Origin of the sequence: Acinetobacter sp. GG2 (assembly GCF_000292385.1) — a bacterium.
In the GTDB taxonomy this organism is placed as follows: domain Bacteria; phylum Pseudomonadota; class Gammaproteobacteria; order Pseudomonadales; family Moraxellaceae; genus Acinetobacter; species Acinetobacter seifertii.
Genome location: NZ_ALOW01000038.1, coordinates 146833 through 167254 on the forward strand (window position 1 = coordinate 146833; position 20422 = coordinate 167254).

The following is a 20422-nucleotide window of genomic DNA, read 5'->3' on the forward strand; positions in this document are numbered from 1 at the left end:
CTTTTCCACACCTAGCTCTTAAATACCATATTTCTCACGGTAAGCTTGCATGTTTGCTAGCGCTTCTTTTTCGCCTTTCGCCTCTAAATAATCCATTAAATCTTTCATGGTAATCAGTGCGTGCACAGGTATTTCTAATTCTTTTTGAACTTCTTGAATTGCAGAAAGCTCACCTTGACCGCGCTCTTGACGATCTAATGCCACCAAAACGCCCGCAATAGTTGCACCAGCATTTTTCAAAATCGTTACCACTTCGCGAATCGCTGTACCTGCGGTAATTACGTCATCAATAATCCAGACTTTTTTACCTTCAACCGCAGCACCAACTAAAACACCACCTTCACCATGATCTTTCGCTTCTTTACGGTTAAAGCCCCATGGCACACTCTTGTTATGTGTTTGCGATAAAGCAACAGCAGTCGCAGCTACAAATGGAATACCTTTGTATGCTGGCCCAAAAATCACATCAACATTTTCACATTGTGTTAATTTATCGGCATAGCCTTGTGCTAAAAGAGATAAAGCTTCACCATCGTTGAGTAGGCCTGCATTAAAAAAATAAGGACTCACACGTCCAGATTTTAAAGTAAACTCACCAAATTTAAGCACACCGCGTGATAATGCGAGTTCGATAAATGCTTGCGGGTTAAATGACACAGGCGTTGTCATGAGGTGCTCCAAATTCACAATTGAGGTTAAATTTTCGCATGATACCAAAGGATCAGTATCCAAGTGATGTAAAAATTCTTCGAGTCGTTTCCATTAACGTAAATGGCTTACGTTCTTCAGTAACGAAAGGCTTACTTGAATGGTTAGAACAATCCGATGCCGATGTCGTATGCATGCAGGAAAGCCGCATTACCCATGAACAATGGACTGAAAAATTTAGACCCGAAGGATGGCATACCCATCTGTTTCCAGCAGAGCGTGCAGGCTATGCAGGTACTGCAATTTATAGCCGCTTACCCTTCGTTTCTATTAAAGATGGTTTAGGGTTTGAATTGGCCGATAGTCAAGGCCGCTTCATTTCTGCCGAATTCGATTTAGGTTTGTCACATCCCGTACATATTGCATCATTATACTTACCTTCAGGCTCAAGTGGTGAAGAAGCGCAAGCACGTAAAGATTTATTTTTGGGTGAATACGCAAAAATCTTAAAACAATGGCGTGATGAAAATAAGTCCATCATTATTTGTGGCGATTACAATATCGTTCATAAACGAATTGATATTAAAAACTGGTCGGGTAATCAGAAGTCGTCTGGCTGTTTACCGCATGAGCGTGCATGGCTTGACCATATTTATGATGAACTTGGCTATGTAGACACTTTCCGTGTGGTAAGAACAGAAGCCGAGTTGTATTCATGGTGGTCAAATCGCGGTCAAGCGCGTGCGAAAAATGTAGGTTGGCGTATTGACTATCAAGCTTGTTCACCAGACTGGAAAACACGTACAACAAACGCATGGGTTTATAAAGATCAATGGTTTAGTGACCATGCTCCAGTTATTGTTGACTATAAAATTCAAGAATAAGTGAACACATGTTCACTTACATTGTCGTTTTTGCTTACAGCACATGTCGTTTTTGAGTATTTTTCTTACACACGTTTAACGGCATTATAGCCCCACGGCACAGGGAAGCAGTCAGGATGACGCAAAAGGATAGGACGCCGTAGGAAGATAAAATAAACTTATGATAAGTTTATTTGCAAGGATGTGACAATGGACGTTGAAATGAGACCCGCATGATCAGGATGATTAAATGCGGGTTTTCTCTTTTCTATCTCTTATTTTTTGCGCTAAGTTCTTTTAGTTTTCTAGATTCTTCTTGTTGGGCTCATTATTACCTCGTCTTATGACAGTAACATGACATTGTTTATTGTTTTAATCATTATTTTTCATTTGTTTTAAAACTATCTGTATAAAGTAGTCCTTAAAAGCATTTTGGGTTAGGCTGTGTGTTCTTTCTTTTTGACATGGTCCGATAAAATGTTAAAAATTTATGGTATTAAAAACTGTAATTCAATGAAAAAAGCATTTGATGCCTTACAAGCAAAAGGTTTGAGCTACGAATTTCACGATTATAAAAAACAAGGAATCGATGCCGACACCATCAAAATCTGGTTAAAAGAAATAGGACAAGATACTGTTCTCAATAAAAAAGGCACCACGTGGAGAAAACTATCTGAAGAAGAACAGACGCGTGCATTAAGCAGTGAAGATCATCTTATTGAAGCTTTAATTGCTCAACCAAGCTTAATTAAACGACCAGTTCTACAGACGTCTAAAGGTTTTCTGGTAGGTTTTGATGAAACTGCCTATCAAAATCTAAGTGCATAAAAAAACGAGCCATTTGGCTCGTTTTTTTTATTTACAGATTTAGTTCGCACGAATCCATGTTTGGTTACGGCCTAATGCTGACACGCCAATATAACCGCGCAATTTAAGCTTTTTACCACCCTCGGCCAACTCACCTTTTAATTTATAAGTTTTGCCAGATTTAGGGTCTAAAATTGTACCGTTTTCATAACTGGTGCCACCTACATTTTTTAGATTATGTACAATGGTCACACCTTTAAGCGGTTTGTTTTTATACGGCCCTTCACATTTTGTACAGGAGTTTTCTTCACCTGGTGTCAAAATGTTTTGAATGGTTGCAGTTAAGGTTCCATCCTTCTGTTCCGTAAACTTTACTACGGCTTTGGGCTTATTGGTTTGGTCATCAATCGTTTTCCATACCGTTCCATTGAGTGGATCAGCCGCATTTGCAAATGCAGCCATACCAACAAGTCCTAAAGCTAAAGCAATCTTTTTCATTTTTGTAATATCCTTGGGTCTTTCAAGACTTCAGTATTCAAAACTCGCAACGATATTGCAATTTTTGAATGTGACTGTTTCGTGTAACCTTGTAACCTTGAAAAATAAAATTTATAGGGAAACAAGTTATTAACATAAGCGGATACTATATGAATATACCAAACGTTTTAAAATACTATTTAACTGAAACATTTCTAAAAACAGCGATTCGTAAACCAAGTCAGTTGAATTTACCTCCAACTGCCCTTCGTCCGATGCTTGAACAACTTTGCCGAGCATTTCCAAAACAAAAAAACGTAACTGTTCGTCCGATTCGACTTGCTGGTGTAAAGGGTGAAGAGATTAAAGCTCAGGATTCAGCGACGCAGCTTATTTTTCATATTCACGGCGGCGCTTTTTTTCTGGGCAGTGTGAAAACCCATCATGCATTCATGACGGATTTAGCGGCCCGTACTCAAATGCAAATTATTCACGTGGACTATCCTCTTGCTCCTGAGCACCCATACCCTGAAGCGATTGAGGCATTATATGATGTATATCAAGCGTTATTAGTTCAAGGTATTCAGCCCAAAGATATTATTTTATCGGGTGACTCATGTGGGGCCAATTTAGCTTTAGCACTTTGCTTACGCTTAAAAGAACAACCTGAACTGATGCCAAGTGGTTTAATTTTATTGTCTCCCTTTTTAGATTTAACCCTAACCAGTGAATCTTTAAGATTTAACCAAAAACATGATGCCCTACTTTCTTTTGAAGCCCTGCAAATCGGTATTCAACATTATATTGGCAATCATATTGGAGCAGATGACCCGCGTGTTTCACCTATTTTCGATAACTTAACAGGTTTGCCACCGACTTTAGTACAGGTGGGTTCTAAAGAAATTTTATTAGACGACGCGAAGCGCTTTAGAGAAAAAGCTGAAGAAGCAGGTGTCAAAGTACATTTTAAACTTTACACAGGCATGTGGCATAACTTCCAGATGTTTAATGCTTGGTTTGAAGAAGCAAAACAAGCGATGGCAGATATTGCCGAGTTTGCACATGAACTCGACAAAACTTAATTGAAATAAATGAAGTGACAAGTTTTAAATACTTTTCACTTCATTTTTTATAAAAACCCTAATCTTAAGGTTTAATAATTGAATCATGATATGTTTAGGTTATGAATCATTCCAACTCTCCCATTTTAGGATGATCTGAAGAGGAAACATCTCTATTTAGGAGTTCATCTATTATTATGAAAATTCGTTTCATCACTTATTCTATAAATAAAATAAAACAGGTGGTTCTCGAATTCATCCATAACAACCATATTATTAATTGGACCCCATTAGAAAAAAGCGCACTGATGCTTACACTTGCATGTGCAATGAATTTCAGTTGGATTTTATGGAAAGCTTATATTTTAATAACGCCTAGCGTTTGGCAATGGGCAAATTTACCGCTCGTAGAGTCACAACTCTGGCTGAATTTACTGACCTTATTTTTATTAGCTTTGCTGATTATTCCTTGTTATCGCTACAAAGACCAAGAAAGGGCTCAAAAAATTGTTCCTTTTGTTAGTGTACAAGTCTTCATGCTTATGCTGTGTCATGATGGATATTTAATTGGCAGTATCAGCCCTGCCACAATGGTTGGATATGTAGGCACCATTGGTGTAGGTCTGGTTTTATTTGAAAGAAAAATTGTTTATAGCGCCTTTATACCAGCAACTATTATTTTAGCAGTATGTACCTATTTAAGTATGAATGGCGTTATTCCCTACGCTCCTTTATTTAACTTCACCATAATTCGACATGCCCAAACCAATCCATTTTGGTTAGGAAGCATGCTATTTTTTATTATGCCGATTTTAGTGGCCTGCTTTATTTTATTTGAAATATTACTGACCCAGTGGCGACAACGAGAAACTTATATTCAGCGCTTAAGCCAAATTGACCCATTAACTAATGTATTAAATAGACGCAGTTTAAATACGCATCTTGAAACCCTTCACGAGCAACAATTCGATTATGCTTTAGTCCTTCTCGACATAGACCATTTTAAAAAAATTAATGATGTCTATGGGCATCATCAGGGTGATCAGGTCTTAATTGAAATTGCTCAATGTCTTTCTGAGAACTTGCGTAATGAAGACATTATTGGTCGATTTGGTGGAGAAGAATTTATTTTATTACTCCCTCATACCGATATTACTCAAGCAGAAAAAATTGCAGAGCGTTGCCGACTTGCCTTACAAGAGCTTTCTATTTTCAACAATCAAAATATTCAGATTCATGTAAGTGCAAGTTTTGGAATTAGTAGTTCCGCTTTTGCAAACGATCCCTACCTCGTCATTCGACAAGCAGATGAAGCACTTTATGCGGTAAAGGCTTCAGGGCGCAATCAAGTGCGCACTTTTCAACAAATACCACATATAGAATCAATTTAACTATTTAGCTTTCGATAAGCTTGCAAGCTGTTGTAACAGCTCTTGCTGACTAAATGCACCAGTTAAACGTAAAGAACGTATTTCTTGTTGATGCTCATTTAAAAACAGATAAGTTGGTGGCCCTAAAATACTCCACTGCTTGAGTAGAGCCTCATGTGAATGGTCATAATGACTCAAATCAAGCTTAATGAGATAGTAAGGCGCAAGAGCTGACTGAACTTCTGGTGCTTTTAAAATACGATGCTCAATAGGCTGACAAGCCACACACCAGTCTGCATAGACATCAACGACAATAGCCCGATCAGCAGGCGCTGCTGCTAAAATTTTCTGAAAGTCTGCTGCTGTTGTCGCAATGTGCCATTCAGCCATATGGTCGGAACTTTGCAAACTGCGATTTTGAATATGTTGATACTGGTTATAGGCAACAAACGGAGTAACCAATAAAATTAGAAGCGCATAGAGCCATTGTAACTGCCCTTTTTTCCAAAAGAACTGATAAAGTGCGTAGGCAATAAAAGCGAGGCCTAGCAATAAACTAAGCACTTGCATGCCCCAATCTGGCAATAAAGGGCGAATAAAATAAAGACTTAGACCCAACATCAGAAAAGCAAAAATTACTTTAATCTGATGCATCCAGTCGCCAGCTTTAGGTAAAAATCTTGCACCTAAAACACTAGCGATGAGTAAAGGAATCCCCATTCCAAAACCTAAACAAAATAAAAGCAAAGCACCTTGCCATTGGTTTTGGGTTTGAGAAATAAATAATAAAGTTCCAGCCAAAGGTGCGGTCATACATGGACCAACTAATAGCGCAGAAACTACGCCCATGACTCCTGCACCAACTAAAGTACCACCTTGTTGCATGGACTGAATGCGATCAAGTCGATTTAACCATGTTTGCGGTAAACGAATCTCAAACAACCCAAACAGATTTAGGGCAAAAACCACAAATAACAAACTAAACGCGATAAGCGTGGCGGGCTGTTGCAACCAACGTTGGAAATTTAGGCCTGCTGAAGAAGCAATTAAACCTAGACCTGCATAAACCAATGCCATACTACATACAAAAGTAAGTGCAATAGTCCAAGCCTTTAAACCTTTATGCTCTCGAATAATTAATGACGTTAAAATCGGCAACATGGGTAAAGAGCATGGTGTAAATGCGAGCAACATGCCTAAGCCTAAAAATAATAAAACACCATACCAAAGTGAGTGTTCAATTAATTTCGCCGACCAAATCTGGTCTTCTGCAATTTGTGGAGTAGTCGCATCTGCTTTAGTTTCTGAACTTGTTTGATTAGTTAGAGTTTCTTGAGACGATGCTTGTGTATTTGCCAAATCTAATAAGCGTTTCGGTGCTGCTCCTGCTTGGTTTTGCACACCAACCAATCCGTCTGCATCGGTTTGAAACTCGATGGTTTGGGGTGGATAACAAATACGGTCTTTGGCACAGCCCTGCCAAGTTACAGTGTAGTGCTCTGAAGGCTTGGTTTTAATCTGGAAATTGATTTGATGATAATAAACCTGACTTTGCCCATAGTTCTCATCATATTGAGAAACTGCCTTAGGCAAATTCAAAGTTAAAGGTTGAGTACCCTGTTGTACGGTAAATTTATGCTGATACAAATAATAGTTCGGCTGAATCTGCCACGATAATTTCGCAGTATGCGATTGTGGCGACTCAACCGAAAATGAAAAAGCCTGTTCTGGTGAAAGTAGCTTATCTTCTGCAAAAACAAACTGACTAAATACCAACGTAGCCGCAGCTAGAAAATAAATAATTCCCTGAGAAAAAAGCTTTTTCATTAACATCTATTCAAGTTAGTTTTATCAGAATAAGAATGCCATACCCAAGCCACCGCGGTAGCCTTTATATTGACCATCTAGATCTACTCCAACACTTGCATCAAGCTGAGTACGCTTATTAACTGCATAAACTAAACCTGTGCCTAGGCTATATTGATAGTCTTCGCTTTCAGCTTTACGATATACAAACTCAGAATAACCAGAAAGTTTGCCGGCAATTTTATAGTTGATGGTTGGAATAGCAGTCACAGCCCAGTTGCTGTTTTGCACTTCGTAACGCATGGTAATTGCTGTATTGATCAAATCATTATATTGATAAGCCACTGCCGAACTTAAACTATAAATATCGTCATGTGCAGTAAATTCATCATTACCTGTTGCAATAAGCGCTTGAGCCAATACAGCCATTGTTAAATTTTCATCATTTAAATCAATCGCTTTTTTTAAGCCGATGCTTACATCACCTAAACCAGAGGTATCTGTCTTTTTACCTGCGCGTTTAGTTTGAGTCCAAGCCGGACCTTGCCAACCTAATTGTAATTCTAGGTCCTTAGCCAAACCTGTACGGAATAACATATCTTCATTGACGGTTACGGTCTTTTCTCTCACACCATCAACATTTGATTCTGTATAAGTTGCACTTGGTAAGCCTTGTTCCCAAGCTAACTGCCCTACTGGAGTGATGCCTGTTCCAAAGCCTGAACCAGGACGGTCAAACGAGAACTCAGCAGCAAAAGTACTTCCTGCGGCAACAGTGGTCAGAGCAAAAGTTAAAATTTGAAATGTTCTCATTCTATTATCCAATCAAGTAGTTAGTTCTTTTGACATTTTTGCCCCATGATGGCGCAACAATTCTAATGTTTCACGCTCTTCTTGAAGCGCTTCTGACCAATCTATTTCATCAAAATCACAATCAAAGAACAACTGGCTGATTGAAGATAAAATGGTAAGTCCTTCTTCATCACGTGTATTTGGGTCAACTTTTTCATCAAGTAAACGTTGAACCGCTGGTGCGCATGCCGAACTTGCAGCATCCCATAGTGGGCCATAAAATTCTTCTGCATCCCAAAGATGAACATTTGCTTTAGCTTGGATTAAGGCATCAAGGATATCCAGATAAACTTGTAATGCATCTTGCTTTTCTTGTTTTGATAAAGGAGTACCCGCTTCATAAGCTTCTGAAACGTCTTCCCACCATTTAAAAATTCCATCACAGATAATTGACACGGGTGGCCCTTGTTCCGGATCAATGAAATTCGGATCAAGCCCCTCAGCAAGTAATTTTTGTACTTGCGTAAGTTCTAATTCTTCTATGGCTTGAATTAAAGCCTGCTGCTGGGTGGTTAACATGACCATCTCTCAAAAATATATTAGGACTATTATGCCTAATCTCTGATAAAGATTTTAGAGGTCAATGCTATTGCATTGCAAACCAAAAGTTGTGAAGAGTTTTTATTCTTGTTTTTAATATTCCATAAAAAAAGCCCCGAAGGGCTTTTTAGCTATTTTTAAGCTTCATCATCAATGAATTCAGGTTGACCACCTCTCGGGTGTTCCTTTTTCTCAAACGTATGTTCAAGGCTGCGTTTTAGTTTTTCAATCGCGCCATGAATTGAAGCATCAATATTTCCTGCTTTATGGTGCACTGCAACTGGTTTTAAACCAGCAGGACGGGCTTCAATCATACAGTGGATATCTTTGTCACCACCTTTGTCCCCATTTTCATCACTAAAATGAACCGAAAAATGCGTAATACGTTCGCTATGACGTTGGAATTCTTGAGTAAGTTCTGCACGTACATAAGTAATTAAACGTTCACTATTATGGATGTTTTTATCTGTGCGGATTTCAATATTCATAAATACCATCCTCTCTTTCTTACTGTGGATCTTTTCTATGCAAAACTTTTTTATGTTGGCATGTTTTAAGCATGCATGAACTGACTTCAATTGTACATTTTGATGGTGTAATGGTTTGTTATCTCCTGACTTAAACGTACTGCTTTTAATTTATTTTGAAGATCTTCATATCTTCAATATCAGTCCATCTATAAAAATATGCAAGCTGATTTTTTAAATTTTTATGAAAAATTGAACAAAAGGAGAGCAATTGTGACCGAATCTTATCTATATGGAGCAGAACTCATTGAGCAGATTCAGAAGTCTCCTTATTCACGTGATTTAATCGGTTATCACGGACAGCCTCCAGAGGTGAAATGGCCCAACAATGCTAAGGTTGCAGTGCAATTTGTCCTGAATTATGAAGAAGGTGGCGAAAAGCATATCGAGCATGGCGATGAGGGTTCGGAACAGTTTTTATCAGAGATTATTGGTGCTGCAAGCTATCCAGCCAAGCATATGTCGATGGACTCTATGTACGAATATGGTTCACGTGCTGGTTTTTGGCGCATTCATAGTGAGTTCCAACGGCGCAAGCTCCCAATGACCATTTTTGGCGTTGCTATGGCGTTGGCGCGCAACCCTTATATTGTCGAAGCGATTAAAGAAGCTGATTATGATGTGGTTTCTCATGGCTACCGATGGCTTCACTATCAATACACTGACATTGAAGTCGAAAAACAGCATATGAAACAAGCTTTATCTGTTTTAGAAAACTTGTTTAAAAATAAAACTATAGGCTGGTACACCGGACGCGATAGTCCTAATACCCGTCAGTTACTCGCAGAGTTTCCGCAAATACAATACGACTCAGATTATTATGGCGATGATCTACCCTTTTGGACGACCCTTACCAATGAGGCAGGTTCATCCCGTCCGCATTTAATTATTCCTTATACCCTCGAATGTAACGATATGAAGTTCTGCTCACCGGGTGGATTTAATAGCTCTGAACAGTTTTTTCAATATTTAAAAGATAGTTTTGATGTGTTGTATGCAGAAGGTGAAACTGCACCAAAAATGATGTCGATTGGAATGCATTGCCGTATTTTGGGGCATCCAGGTCGTTTTAAAGCGTTACAAAGGTTTCTCGACTATATTGAAATGCACGATCGTGTCTGGGTCTGTCGCCGTCAGGATATAGCTGAGTATTGGTATAAAAATCACATAACTCGATAGTTGATTATTCATTTTGCTAATTCATTAGCGAAATATTAACCACTTTTGGCACTGTTATTGCTAAAACTCTATATCACTATATTGAGTTTAGGAATGACAGTGTTTTTTGCCGAGTTTAACCAAGCCCCACCCGATCAACTCAAGACTCTGTTAAATAACTGCGTCCATATTCCAGCTTGGGCCGAAAAAATTATCTCAGAACGCCCCTACTCATCAACCTCTGTTCTTTTAGGATATGCGGAACAATTGAGCCACACATGGTCATGGGAAGAGATTGAAAATGCTTTAGCAACTCATCCAAAAATTGGTGAACGGCAAGCAAAAAAACAGCTTAATGCAAAAGAACAAAATTTTTCAGCTCAAGAGCAAGCTGGCATTTCCTTAGATGAGCAAACACAACAAGCTCTACTACAAGGCAATCTCGATTATGAACAGAAGTTTGGCTTCATTTTTTTAATTAAAGCCGCCGGCCTTAGTAGCGATGAGATTTTAAAAAAACTTAATCAACGTCTTCAAAACAACTTAGCTATAGAAAAAGTCATTGTACATGAGCAACTCGCAGCAATTGCTCTATTACGTCTATCTCAGGAAATACAAACATGATCAGCACTCATATTTTAGATACAAATTTAGGTAAACCCGCTGCAGAAGTCGAAGTGAAGTTATTTCATGCAGCAACCCATGAACTGATTGCAACCGCAACCACCAATAAAGATGGTCGAGTAAGTGATTTTGGTATCAAAGATTTAACTGAAGGGCCATATCAACTTGAATTTGAAATTGCACCTTATTTTTCGGCGAAGCAAGTCAAAACTTTTTTCCCGCGTGTTTGCATTCAATTTTTTATAGAAGACATCAAGCAGCACTATCACATTCCACTACTCATTAGCCCGTTTGCTTACTCTACTTATCGTGGTAGCTAACTGAATTAAAATAGGAGAAAAATATGAATGATCGAGAAAAGAATGCGATTTCTCCAGAGCATGAATATTTAGGAATCTCGAAAAGTTTTGCTTACGGTTTACAGCATGTGCTGACCATGTATGGTGGCATTGTGGCTCCGCCGCTTATTATTGGAACTGCTGCAGGTTTAAGCTCGGCACAAGTCGGAATGCTCATTGCAGCAGCCCTATTTGTAGGTGGATTGGCAACACTCATACAAACCATAGGAACCAAATATCTAGGCGCAAAACTACCTTTAGTTCAGGGGGTGTCTTTTGCTGGCGTGGCAACCATGGTCGCTATTATTACCACGGGCGGTGGCCTGCCTGCGGTTTATGGGGCGGTCATTGTAGCCTCTCTAGTTGGACTTTGCCTTGCACCTTACTTTTCAAAAATCATTCGTTTTTTCCCCCCTGTTGTGACTGGATGCGTCATCACGATTATTGGGCTATCTCTGTTACCCGTTGCGATTCGCTGGATGATGGGTGGCAACGATAAAGCACCCAACTGGGGAAGCGTAGAAAATATTTCTTTGGCCTTACTCACCTTAGGCATTGTGATTATTTTAAATATGCTGCCACAAGCTGGCATTCGTCGCTTATCTATATTATTAGCAATCGTGGCTGGTACGATACTGGCTTACTTTATGGGTTTCGGTGACTTTAGTCAGGTCAGCTCAGGTGCATGGCTGCAATTTCCACATTTCTTTGCATTTGGTTTGCCTACCTTTGAACTGAGTGCCATTTTATCAATGCTCATCGTCACCTTGGTGATTATGACGGAAACCACAGCCGATATTATTGCTGTAGGAGACATTGTAGGAACCGATGTCGATTCTAAACGTATCGCCAATGGTGTTCGTGCAGATATGTTCTCAAGTGCTATGGCACCTATCTTTGGTTCGTTCATGCAAAGCGCTTTTGCCCAAAATGTTGGGTTAGTTGCGATTACAGGCATCAAAAGCCGTTTTGTTGTGGCTGCAGGCGGTGTTATTCTCATTATTTTGGGGCTATTGCCTGTTATGGGGCGTCTAATTGCAGCAATTCCTATGCCTGTACTTGGTGGTGCAGGTTTGGTCTTATTTGGGTCAGTTGCAGCGAGCGGAATTCGCACTTTAGCAAAAATAAATTATAACGATCAGAAAAATTTGATCATTGTCGCGACTGCTTTATCGGCAGGAATGATCCCAATTATTAACCATGAGTTTTATGCACATTTTCCAGTTTGGGTACAAACTTTGTTCCATTCGGGTATTAGTTCGACTTGCATCTTTGCTATCTTATTGAATTTATTATTTAATCATTTGCCTTCATTTCGTAGCTCATCTACCCCTCATTTGAGCCAAACCATAAATACTAGAAATACACATTAATAGATTGGTTTTTAGCGCCCCACTTCGGTGGGCCTTTTTTTAACCGTTGATCAAATTTGGCTTCATTTTTGCTTAAGACCCTGTATCCTTAGCGTGCTTTATTTGGGGGGAGATCATTTAAATGCAATTAAAGCAACTTGCGGCGACTTGTGCCTTGTTATCTGCAACTGCCATGGTTCAGGCAAAACCAATTTGGCAAGATTTTAGCGTGACTGGACTTTATGGTGAAAACTATGAAGTTGTAGACGACAAAGAAACTACGATTACTTTGGAATATGCTGCAAAAGTTAAATATGCTGATGTGTTTTTCTTCATGGACCGTATGCGCGGTGAAGACGATCATAAAAGTACATATTTTGAGTTATCACCACGTTTAAGCTTGGGCGAAGTGTCTGGCAGAAAACTAGCTTATGGCCCAATTAAAGATGTACTCATTAGTACCACTTGGGAAAGTAACAGCGAAAACGGCAATAACTTTGATAACTTCTTATATGGTTTTGCTGTTGATTTAGATATTCCATATTTTAAATATGCGAATTTAAACTTCTACCGTGCAAATAATGAGAAAACTGACGACGATTATCAAATGACTTTCGTTTATGGTATTCCATTTAACATTGCATCTGAAGAATTCTTGGTTGATGGCTTCCTAGATTGGTCAACTGCTGAAGGTGACCATGCTAGCGAGTTAAACTGGACAACTCAGTGGAAATGGAATGTAGGTAAACACATTTCTCCTGACACACGTCTATACCTCGGTATTGAACACTCTGTATGGAATAATAAATTTGGTCTACAAGGCCGAGATGAAAATAACGTGAGTGCTTTGGTTAAATACCACTTCTAAAATTTTTATTTAGAAGCTTAAAACAGCAAGGAAAAATCCTTGCTGTTTTTGTTTTAGTCGAGTGGATTACCCACAATATTACTAATAATCCCCTGCATAATATGTCCGCCTTGTTCACGGCGTAATTCTGCATACCAAGCTTGGGTCACAGTTTCATCTTTCATATGGGTCACATCACAACGTTTACGGGCACGAAGAACCAACTCATTGGCCCGTTCATTACGCTTGTTTTGATAACGACGTAAAGCGTCCTCTAAACCCAAAGTATTTATTTGCAAAGAACGCGCTAAATAAATCGCATCTTCCATGGCTTGGCAGCCACCTTGTCCAATATCAGGTGTAGTGCTGTGTGCAGCATCGCCTAAGATCACCACGCGGCCTTTATAAAATTGGGCAAACGGTTCAATATCATGGATTTCTACCCGATTGGTCTTTTGCGGGTCTAAGCGCTCAATGAGTTGCTGTACAGGCTGACACCAATCAGCAAAATATTGTTTTAAAAGTTTTTTATATTCATCTCGATTATTGTCTAAGCCTGCTGGCAAAGGCACATCTAAAAAGAAGTAAAACTTACCATCTGCAACTGGCATAAGTGAGGCACGCTTACCTTCTCCGACATAAGTCGTCCATTGCTGAGCTGGCGCTAAATCTTCAGAAATCTCAACTAAACCATTCCAGTTTACATAACCAGCATAACGGCGCTGTACTTGCTGACCCAACACATAGGCACGAGTCATTGAATGAGTACCATCCGCCCCAATCAGTAAGTCAGCTTGTGTTGAACTGCCATCTGCAAAATGTACTTCGACATAATCAGCTTTGTCTTCAAGGCTAACCATTTTTTTGCCTAGATAAATCTGGTCTCGGCCAAACTCATCCATCAGCATATTTTGTAAATCGGCACGTGCAACCGGATATGGCCGTTGTCCTACTTCTTCTATTAATGGCAGTAAACTGAATTGTGTCATCACATCTCCAGTTAAACCATCGACATAGGCCAAGTCGTCCATTTGTCCGCCAAGTTTGGCGATTTTGTCAGTTAATCCGAGATAGTTCAGACATTTCACACCATTTGACCACAACGAAATAGCAGCGCCGACTGGAAGAATCTTTTCAGTTTGCTCAAAAATACGAACTTGGTGACCAAATTTTTTTAATGCAATGCCTGTGGTTAGACCTCCCATTCCCGCACCAATAATCACCACATTCATAACACTCTCCTATAGATATTCACCTATAGGGTGCTTATGCTAAAAACATGCCATCGTTCAAAATTTATTTAGCTTTTCCACAAAACTGGCATGCCCCATGCTTATATATTTAAGTATAAAACTCGTCTCAACGTGCTCTGTATGTTGATAGTTTTAAATGAAAAATCATGTTTTTAACAAGAAATACGGATACCCCATTATGGCAACTTTACACGCTCCAGCTTTTGAACTTCCTGAAATTTTGAACACAAAAACCAATTTGGCAGATGTCCGAATTGGTGCACAAGTCATTGAGTGTTCAGATGATTTCTTTGCAGAAGCAAAGCGTATGCTGCAATTTGAAGCACCTATTTTTGTTGAAGATAAATTTGATGACAACGGTAAATGGATGGACGGTTGGGAAACGCGCCGTAAGCGTCACGCGGGATATGACTGGTGTATTGTGAAGCTCGGAGTGAGTGGAAAAATCAATGCAATTGATATTGATACCAGCTTTTTTACAGGAAATTATCCTGCATCTGCCTCATTAGAAGCGTGTTATGCACCAAATGGAGACCTAACAGGTGCAAAATGGGAGAATGTTCTAGAAAATACTGAGCTAGGGCCAAGTCAGCATCATATTTTTATGGTCAATAATGATGCACTTTTTACCCATATACGCCTCAATATTTTCCCAGATGGCGGTGTTGCTCGTTTGCGTGTTTATGGAGATGTTCACATTCAGGTGACTGATAGTGAGCAAACGCTTGATTTATTAGCACTTGAAAATGGTGGTCGCGTAATTGCCTATAGCGATGCGCACTTTGGACACCCACGTAATTTGATTAACCCTGGTCGTGGTATCAACATGGGCGATGGTTGGGAAACCAAACGCCGCCGCGCACCGGGTTATGACTGGTGTATTCTTGCGTTGGGTAAAAGCGGAAAAATTGAGAAACTTGAAATTGATACAGCTCATTTTAAAGGGAACTTCCCTGCCCAAGTATCTATACAAGCGGTTTACCTTGAAAATGCAACCGATGCACAGTTAATTCCACAAAGTATGTTCTGGTCTTATTTACTTGAAGCTCAAGCAATGCAAATGGATCATATTCATGAATATGTGAATGAGATTTTACAGCATGAAAAGATCTCTCATATTCGCATTAACATGATTCCAGACGGTGGTATTAGCCGTGTTCGTTTATGGGGGAAAATTGCTAAATCATGATCATGAATACTGTTCAAATTCAGCCCTTAACTATTGAAAACTTTCAACCCTTCGGAGAAGTCATTTGTTGCGACGGGCATGACTTTTTTCATATTAATGATGCCCACACCGAGCGCTACCATGCGCTCGCTGAAACTGAAATTGAAGGTGAAGCAAAGGCAGGAATTAGTATTTTCCGTAATATTAAGACCAGTGTATTACCTCTGGAAATTTCAATGCTAGAGCGTCATCCGAAAGGTTCTCAGGCATTTATTCCATTACAGCAACAAAAGTTTTTAATTATTGTCGCGCCCGCTTTAGATGAAAACACTCCCGATATTTCCAAGCTCTGTGCTTTCGTTTCAAATGGAAAGCAAAGTATCAATTATCGGGCAGGCACATGGCATCACCCTTTGCTTACTTTTGAGTCACCAAGTGATTTTGCAGTAGTAGATCGCATCGGAAGTGGAGCAAATTGTGATGTTTTTCAGTTTCCACAATCTATAGAAATTAGGTTTTAAATAAAGAGTAATTTATACAGACTTGTCTATTTTAAATTGATTATATAAATACACCGAATCATCTGTAACTAAAATAAAAATCCCCGCCAATTGAGCGGGGATTTTTTAATTCTATTTTAAACAGTGATATCGGCTAAGTTACCCTTCTGCTCAAGCCACTGCTTACGATCTGCGGAACGTTTTTTCGCAAGCAATTTATCGAGTAAACCAGCTGTTAAATGTGCATCATCCAGATCAAGCTGTACTAAACGACGAGTGTTAGGATCCATGGTTGTTTCGCGAAGCTGAATCGCGTTCATCTCACCTAGTCCCTTGAATCGAGTAATTTGAGGATTTTTATTGCCTTTGACATTTTTCAAAATGGTTTCAAGTTCATCATCATCGAGTGCGTAATGGACATCTTTACCAATATCGATACGGAACAGTGGTGGCATTGCTACAAATAAATGACCTTCTTCCACCAATGCAGGAAAGTGCTTAACGAATAAGGCACAAAGCAAAGTCGCAATATGTAAACCGTCCGAGTCGGCATCGGCCAAAATACAGATTTTGCCATAGCGTAGTTCTGACAAATCATCACTACCCGGATCTACACCAATCGCAATCGCAATGTCGTGAACTTCTTGAGAAGCGAGTACTTCATCTGAAGAGACTTCCCATGTGTTTAGGATTTTTCCACGAATTGGCATGATGGCCTGAAAGTTTTTATCACGCGCTTGCTTGGCACTCCCGCCCGCAGAGTCACCCTCGACAATGAATAACTCACTTTCTTCACGCGTTTGACCAACACAGTCTGCCAATTTACCCGGTAAAGCTGGGCCAGAAACAATCTTTTTACGCTCGACTTTCTTGGCTGCTTTTAAACGACGGCCCGCTTTAGAAATCGCCATTTCCGCCAGTTGCATAGCAATTTCAGCATGTTGGTTGAGCCAGAGCGCAAATGCATCTTTAGCAATATTTAAAACAATATTTGATGCTTCACGACTCGAAAGACGCTCTTTGGTTTGACCAGAAAATTGTGGCTCTTGGAACTTGAGCGACAAGATATAGTTCACGCCATCCCAAACATCTTCTGCCGAAAGTTTAAGATTACGCGGTAACAAGTTACGCAATTCACAGAACTCACGTAACGCCTCGGTCACGCCTGAACGTAAACCGTTCACATGCGTACCGCCTTGTGCAGTTGGAATCAAGTTGACGTAACTTTCTTGAACCTGCTCACCGCCTTCTACATTCCAGCAAATCGCAAACTCACAGGCTGCGCGGTCTGCTTGTCCACTACTTACAAATGCAGGGTTTGGCAAAATTTCGCGGTCTTGTAATTCATCCATCAAATAATCGACGAGGCCATTTTCAAACTGCCATTCGATTTTTTCATCATTAATTTGATCGATATAAATAATTTTTAAACCAGCTGCTAAAACAGCTTTCGCTTTTAAATTATGTTTGAGTGCTTTTAACGCAAATTTTGGACTATCAAAATATTTAGCTTCAGGCCAGAAATGTACCGTTGTACCAGTCGCACGTTTTGGTGCTTTACCTTCTAGCACTGCTAAAGGCGCAACAGGTTCACCTTGCTCAAAAGCCATTTGGTATACATTACCCTGACGTTGAACTTCGACCTCAACACGTGTTGATAAAGCATTTACAACCGAAATCCCCACACCATGCAAACCACCTGAAAACTGGTAGTTATCGGTACTGAATTTACCACCTGCGTGGAGCTTGGTCAGAATGATTTCAATACCACTTTGGCCATATTCAGGGTGAATATCGACTGGCATACCACGGCCATTATCTTCAACCGACAATGAACCATCTTTATAAACCGTGACACAGATTTTGTCAGCATGACCAGCTAATGCTTCATCGACAGCATTATCAATAACTTCTTGGGCTAAATGGTTAGGTCGAGTCGTATCGGTATACATTCCCGGACGACGACGAACAGGGTCTAAACCAGAAAGGACTTCAAGCGATTGAGCCGTATATTGTGTCACGTTGTACGTTTTCCTTATTTGATGGTGTGCGCAAAGAATTCGATCACTAAGGGTAATTTTTCTTCAAAATCTTCCATGGCATGATTGCCATGAGCATCCGTCAAAATCAATGAGGATGGTGTTGCAGCACTATAATAGCGTTGTGCTTGACGATAATCCAAAATTTCGTCGCCTTGTTGCAGTAAGACGAGTATTTTGTCGGCATTTTCAGGTTGTTTCAGTTCCAGTTGTTCTAACTGTCGTAACTGAACATGATCAATTGACCATTGATCATTCACCTTATAAGGCATGCTTTCAACTTGAAATAACTTATCAAACAACTTCCATGGTTGCATAGCAGGGTTAATCAGTACAGCCGGAATATTATATTTCGCGACAAAATATGTCGCAAAAAAACCGCCGAGGCTACTGCCGACTAACGCCACATCTTGTAAAGACTCGATTAGCTCTGAAACTTGCGCTACGACCTGATCTGGAGATCTATTTAAATCTGGCAAATGCACATTGATGCCCAATTCGCTACAATACTGCTTAAGGCTCAGCCCTTTAATCGAAGAAGAGCTGCTATTAAAGCCATGGAGGTAGATAATATTCATATATTTCCCTCTTAAATTGAGAATAAACTCACATTTTTGTTCTCAGTTTGTATATAAAAACACTATTGTCAGACAAGAAAAACGATTCAACTTACCATTCATCAGTATTTTAAAAACATGTGTTATTTAAACTACTAAGATGGAAACGTTAGCTGCCGTTGATAAAAAGTACAGCTTAAAACGTCGGTTATAACGTAAATGGGGAAAAGATATGCCGAGCTTAACACCGTTACATGAAACTTATTGTAAATGGGATCGTACGCCACCGAGTCAGGCCGACGTACTAGAAGGTTTAGCTCAACTGTTCAGCACCAGCTTAAATGGTGTACATGAATTAATACAAGTCATTAATATTGAAGTATTAAAAAATGCTTTTGGTATTAGTGCCCAAAATGCAAAAAACTTTCAAAAACGACCATTTGTGCAAAAGCTATATCAATTTTCTTATGGCGCTTTACAAAAATATGGTAGCCATTTTTTAGCGCCAAGTTTACGTCACATAATTGAAAAATATCCCACACTTCACGAAAAACCACTCACCCCGAGCCAACATTTCTTGGTGGGTATTTTAAATGGTATTTTTGGAGACTATTTACTTAAACAACATAGTCCCCTTGCCTTACCCATGGTGCTATACGACCACTACGGTGCAATCCAGCAAGGCGAACTTGCAGGCCGTATTGTGATTTTGGCTCATGGTCTATGTATGAACCACCTGACTTGGTCAAATGCACACTATGGCGGTATTGGTGAGCGTCTGCTCGCGCAGCGTGATAGCAATACCATGCTGTATTTAAACTACAACACAGGTCGCCGCATTTCAGCCAATGGCCGCAGTTTCTCTAACTTGTTAGAAGATTTGGTACAACGTAATCCAAGAATTACCAGTATTGATATCATTGGTCATAGTATGGGTGGGCTGGTTTCCCGTAGCGCGCTGTTTTACGGCAAACAGAATATGTACCAATGGATTCATATGGTCGAGAACTTAGTCTGTATTGGTTCTCCACACCATGGTGCAGTACTAGAGCGCTTTGGCTTTGCTATACAAGATAAGCTCGGGGCATTCCCATTTGTTGGGTTACTGGGTCAGTTAGTCAATATTCGTAGTAATGGCATTTTAGACCTACGCCACGGTAGTGTTCGTGACGATGACTGGGAATATATGGATGCCCGTATAGGCATGATGGATGACAACCGTGCTCCAGCTCCCCTACCTTCCCATATCAATACCTTTTTAGTGGCAGGAACACTCGAGTTTGAAAAGGTGCGTAATAAAGCGCTTACCGTGATTGGCGACTATTTGGTGAGTGTGAAAAGTGCACTTGGCGAACATCCAAATCCACGTTTTCAGCTTAAAGTTCCAGACTCACATAAAGCCGTTTTTTATGGCTTAAATCACTTTGAAATTCAGTATCATTCGAGTGTTGCTGAGCAGATTACTCGCTGGTTATATCCTCATGTGAATGATTATGTGCAAGACGGTATTCAAACCCATATTATTGATATGCCGAACTATACGCTTGAAGATTTAGAAGGAATTGTAGAGACGTAAAAAAAGCCCAACTTTTGTTGGGCTGTTTTAAATTTTATATTTTTCAAGGTTATAAACCA

At 39.8% G+C, this 20422-nt stretch carries 21 protein-coding genes; 12 read left to right on the plus strand and 9 right to left on the minus strand.

What is annotated here, in order from left to right; genetic code table 11:
- Positions 1-18 precede the first annotated feature (18 nt).
- Complete coding sequence (pyrE, locus tag B554_RS0113935) at positions 19-669, minus strand: orotate phosphoribosyltransferase (protein WP_005130591.1); 651 nt, start codon at positions 667-669, stop codon at positions 19-21.
- Between the two features lie 38 nt (positions 670-707).
- On the opposite strand from pyrE, the gene B554_RS0113940 reads away from it, so the two are divergent.
- Positions 708-1532, plus strand: coding sequence for an exodeoxyribonuclease III (locus B554_RS0113940; protein WP_004704909.1), 825 nt, complete (start codon positions 708-710; stop codon positions 1530-1532).
- Between the two features lie 456 nt (positions 1533-1988).
- Complete coding sequence (locus B554_RS0113945) at positions 1989-2339, plus strand: arsenate reductase (protein ID WP_019458535.1); 351 nt, start codon at positions 1989-1991, stop codon at positions 2337-2339.
- 39 nt (positions 2340-2378) lie between these two features.
- Here B554_RS0113945 and B554_RS0113950 read toward each other — a convergent pair whose 3' ends face one another.
- Entirely contained in the window at positions 2379-2816 is a 438-nt protein-coding gene (locus B554_RS0113950; RefSeq protein ID WP_004704906.1) for a DUF2147 domain-containing protein, read from the minus strand.
- A 149-nt stretch (positions 2817-2965) separates the two neighbouring features.
- On the opposite strand from B554_RS0113950, the gene B554_RS0113955 reads away from it, so the two are divergent.
- Positions 2966-3877, plus strand: coding sequence for an alpha/beta hydrolase (locus B554_RS0113955; RefSeq protein WP_019458536.1), 912 nt, complete (start codon positions 2966-2968; stop codon positions 3875-3877).
- A gap of 176 nt (positions 3878-4053) precedes the next feature.
- The gene (locus B554_RS0113960) at positions 4054-5247 is read left to right on the plus strand and encodes a sensor domain-containing diguanylate cyclase (RefSeq protein ID WP_019458537.1); all 1194 of its coding nucleotides are present in this window, start codon (positions 4054-4056) and stop codon (positions 5245-5247) included.
- Here the strand turns inward: B554_RS0113960 and dsbD are convergent, their stop codons facing one another.
- The 4 genes from dsbD to B554_RS0113980 all read right to left on the minus strand — a co-directional run bounded on the left by dsbD (position 5248) and on the right by B554_RS0113980 (position 8912).
- Positions 5248-7059: a protein-disulfide reductase DsbD gene (dsbD, locus tag B554_RS0113965; RefSeq protein WP_019458538.1), complete on the minus strand. Its 1812-nt coding sequence runs from the start codon at positions 7057-7059 to the stop codon at positions 5248-5250.
- Positions 7060-7077: 18 nt separating this feature from the next.
- Positions 7078-7845 carry a transporter gene (locus B554_RS0113970; RefSeq protein ID WP_004704898.1) on the minus strand — a complete coding sequence of 256 codons (768 nt, stop codon included), beginning with the start codon at positions 7843-7845 and terminating at the stop codon, positions 7078-7080.
- A 12-nt stretch (positions 7846-7857) separates the two neighbouring features.
- Positions 7858-8403 (minus strand): ankyrin repeat domain-containing protein, encoded by a 546-nt coding sequence (locus B554_RS0113975; protein ID WP_004704896.1) that lies wholly within the window; start codon positions 8401-8403, stop codon positions 7858-7860.
- A 158-nt stretch (positions 8404-8561) separates the two neighbouring features.
- Positions 8562-8912, minus strand: a complete 351-nt coding sequence (locus B554_RS0113980) for an HPF/RaiA family ribosome-associated protein (protein ID WP_004704894.1) — start codon at positions 8910-8912, stop codon at positions 8562-8564.
- Between the two features lie 252 nt (positions 8913-9164).
- Here B554_RS0113980 and puuE point away from each other — a divergent pair, with 252 nt between their 5' ends.
- The 5 genes from puuE to B554_RS0114005 all read left to right on the plus strand — a co-directional run bounded on the left by puuE (position 9165) and on the right by B554_RS0114005 (position 13291).
- Positions 9165-10130: an allantoinase PuuE gene (gene puuE / locus B554_RS0113985; RefSeq protein WP_019458540.1), complete on the plus strand. Its 966-nt coding sequence runs from the start codon at positions 9165-9167 to the stop codon at positions 10128-10130.
- 99 nt (positions 10131-10229) lie between these two features.
- The gene (uraD, locus tag B554_RS0113990) at positions 10230-10733 is read left to right on the plus strand and encodes a 2-oxo-4-hydroxy-4-carboxy-5-ureidoimidazoline decarboxylase (protein WP_025465226.1); all 504 of its coding nucleotides are present in this window, start codon (positions 10230-10232) and stop codon (positions 10731-10733) included.
- Positions 10730-11053 carry a hydroxyisourate hydrolase gene (gene uraH, locus B554_RS0113995; RefSeq protein WP_004704888.1) on the plus strand — a complete coding sequence of 108 codons (324 nt, stop codon included), beginning with the start codon at positions 10730-10732 and terminating at the stop codon, positions 11051-11053. Before uraD ends, uraH begins: the two co-directional genes overlap by 4 nt.
- A gap of 23 nt (positions 11054-11076) precedes the next feature.
- Positions 11077-12444, plus strand: coding sequence for a nucleobase:cation symporter-2 family protein (locus tag B554_RS0114000; protein ID WP_019458542.1), 1368 nt, complete (start codon positions 11077-11079; stop codon positions 12442-12444).
- Between the two features lie 121 nt (positions 12445-12565).
- The gene (locus B554_RS0114005) at positions 12566-13291 is read left to right on the plus strand and encodes an outer membrane protein OmpK (protein WP_019458543.1); all 726 of its coding nucleotides are present in this window, start codon (positions 12566-12568) and stop codon (positions 13289-13291) included.
- Positions 13292-13344: 53 nt separating this feature from the next.
- On the opposite strand, the gene hpxO is transcribed toward B554_RS0114005, so the two are convergent.
- Entirely contained in the window at positions 13345-14502 is a 1158-nt protein-coding gene (gene hpxO / locus B554_RS0114010) for an FAD-dependent urate hydroxylase HpxO (protein WP_019458544.1), read from the minus strand.
- Between the two features lie 199 nt (positions 14503-14701).
- Here hpxO and alc point away from each other — a divergent pair, with 199 nt between their 5' ends.
- Together alc and B554_RS0114020 are read left to right on the plus strand one after the other, a co-directional pair.
- On the plus strand, positions 14702-15712 hold the full coding sequence (gene alc, locus B554_RS0114015) for an allantoicase (RefSeq protein ID WP_019458545.1): 1011 nt from the start codon (positions 14702-14704) through the stop codon (positions 15710-15712).
- On the plus strand, positions 15709-16212 hold the full coding sequence (locus B554_RS0114020; protein ID WP_019458546.1) for an ureidoglycolate lyase: 504 nt from the start codon (positions 15709-15711) through the stop codon (positions 16210-16212). The genes alc and B554_RS0114020 overlap by 4 nt, the downstream gene beginning before the upstream one ends.
- Positions 16213-16328: 116 nt before the next feature.
- Here B554_RS0114020 and parE read toward each other — a convergent pair whose 3' ends face one another.
- Positions 16329-18212: a DNA topoisomerase IV subunit B gene (gene parE / locus B554_RS0114025; protein WP_019458547.1), complete on the minus strand. Its 1884-nt coding sequence runs from the start codon at positions 18210-18212 to the stop codon at positions 16329-16331.
- A gap of 14 nt (positions 18213-18226) precedes the next feature.
- Positions 18227-18808, minus strand: coding sequence for a YqiA/YcfP family alpha/beta fold hydrolase (locus tag B554_RS0114030; protein WP_019458548.1), 582 nt, complete (start codon positions 18806-18808; stop codon positions 18227-18229).
- Between the two features lie 211 nt (positions 18809-19019).
- Between B554_RS0114030 and B554_RS0114035 the strand changes: the two genes are divergently transcribed.
- A complete protein-coding gene (locus B554_RS0114035) occupies positions 19020-20363 on the plus strand; it encodes a hypothetical protein (RefSeq protein WP_019458549.1) in 1344 nt (447 codons plus the stop codon).
- Positions 20364-20422 lie beyond the last annotated feature (59 nt).

Coding starts and splice junctions, on each gene's coding strand:
- B554_RS0113955 (WP_019458536.1), top strand. CDS start 2,966: ATGAATATACCAAACGTTTTAAAATACTATTTAACTGAAACATTTCTA.
- B554_RS0113940 (WP_004704909.1), top strand. CDS start 708: ATGATACCAAAGGATCAGTATCCAAGTGATGTAAAAATTCTTCGAGTC.
- B554_RS0114005 (WP_019458543.1), top strand. CDS start 12,566: ATGCAATTAAAGCAACTTGCGGCGACTTGTGCCTTGTTATCTGCAACT.
- B554_RS0113945 (WP_019458535.1), top strand. CDS start 1,989: ATGTTAAAAATTTATGGTATTAAAAACTGTAATTCAATGAAAAAAGCA.
- B554_RS0113980 (WP_004704894.1), bottom strand. CDS start 8,912: ATGAATATTGAAATCCGCACAGATAAAAACATCCATAATAGTGAACGT.
- B554_RS0114030 (WP_019458548.1), bottom strand. CDS start 18,808: ATGAATATTATCTACCTCCATGGCTTTAATAGCAGCTCTTCTTCGATT.
- B554_RS0114020 (WP_019458546.1), top strand. CDS start 15,709: ATGATCATGAATACTGTTCAAATTCAGCCCTTAACTATTGAAAACTTT.
- pyrE (WP_005130591.1), bottom strand. CDS start 669: ATGACAACGCCTGTGTCATTTAACCCGCAAGCATTTATCGAACTCGCA.
- B554_RS0114000 (WP_019458542.1), top strand. CDS start 11,077: ATGAATGATCGAGAAAAGAATGCGATTTCTCCAGAGCATGAATATTTA.
- dsbD (WP_019458538.1), bottom strand. CDS start 7,059: ATGTTAATGAAAAAGCTTTTTTCTCAGGGAATTATTTATTTTCTAGCT.
- B554_RS0113960 (WP_019458537.1), top strand. CDS start 4,054: ATGAAAATTCGTTTCATCACTTATTCTATAAATAAAATAAAACAGGTG.
- alc (WP_019458545.1), top strand. CDS start 14,702: ATGGCAACTTTACACGCTCCAGCTTTTGAACTTCCTGAAATTTTGAAC.
- uraH (WP_004704888.1), top strand. CDS start 10,730: ATGATCAGCACTCATATTTTAGATACAAATTTAGGTAAACCCGCTGCA.
- B554_RS0113950 (WP_004704906.1), bottom strand. CDS start 2,816: ATGAAAAAGATTGCTTTAGCTTTAGGACTTGTTGGTATGGCTGCATTT.
- B554_RS0114035 (WP_019458549.1), top strand. CDS start 19,020: ATGCCGAGCTTAACACCGTTACATGAAACTTATTGTAAATGGGATCGT.
- B554_RS0113975 (WP_004704896.1), bottom strand. CDS start 8,403: ATGTTAACCACCCAGCAGCAGGCTTTAATTCAAGCCATAGAAGAATTA.
- hpxO (WP_019458544.1), bottom strand. CDS start 14,502: ATGAATGTGGTGATTATTGGTGCGGGAATGGGAGGTCTAACCACAGGC.
- B554_RS0113970 (WP_004704898.1), bottom strand. CDS start 7,845: ATGAGAACATTTCAAATTTTAACTTTTGCTCTGACCACTGTTGCCGCA.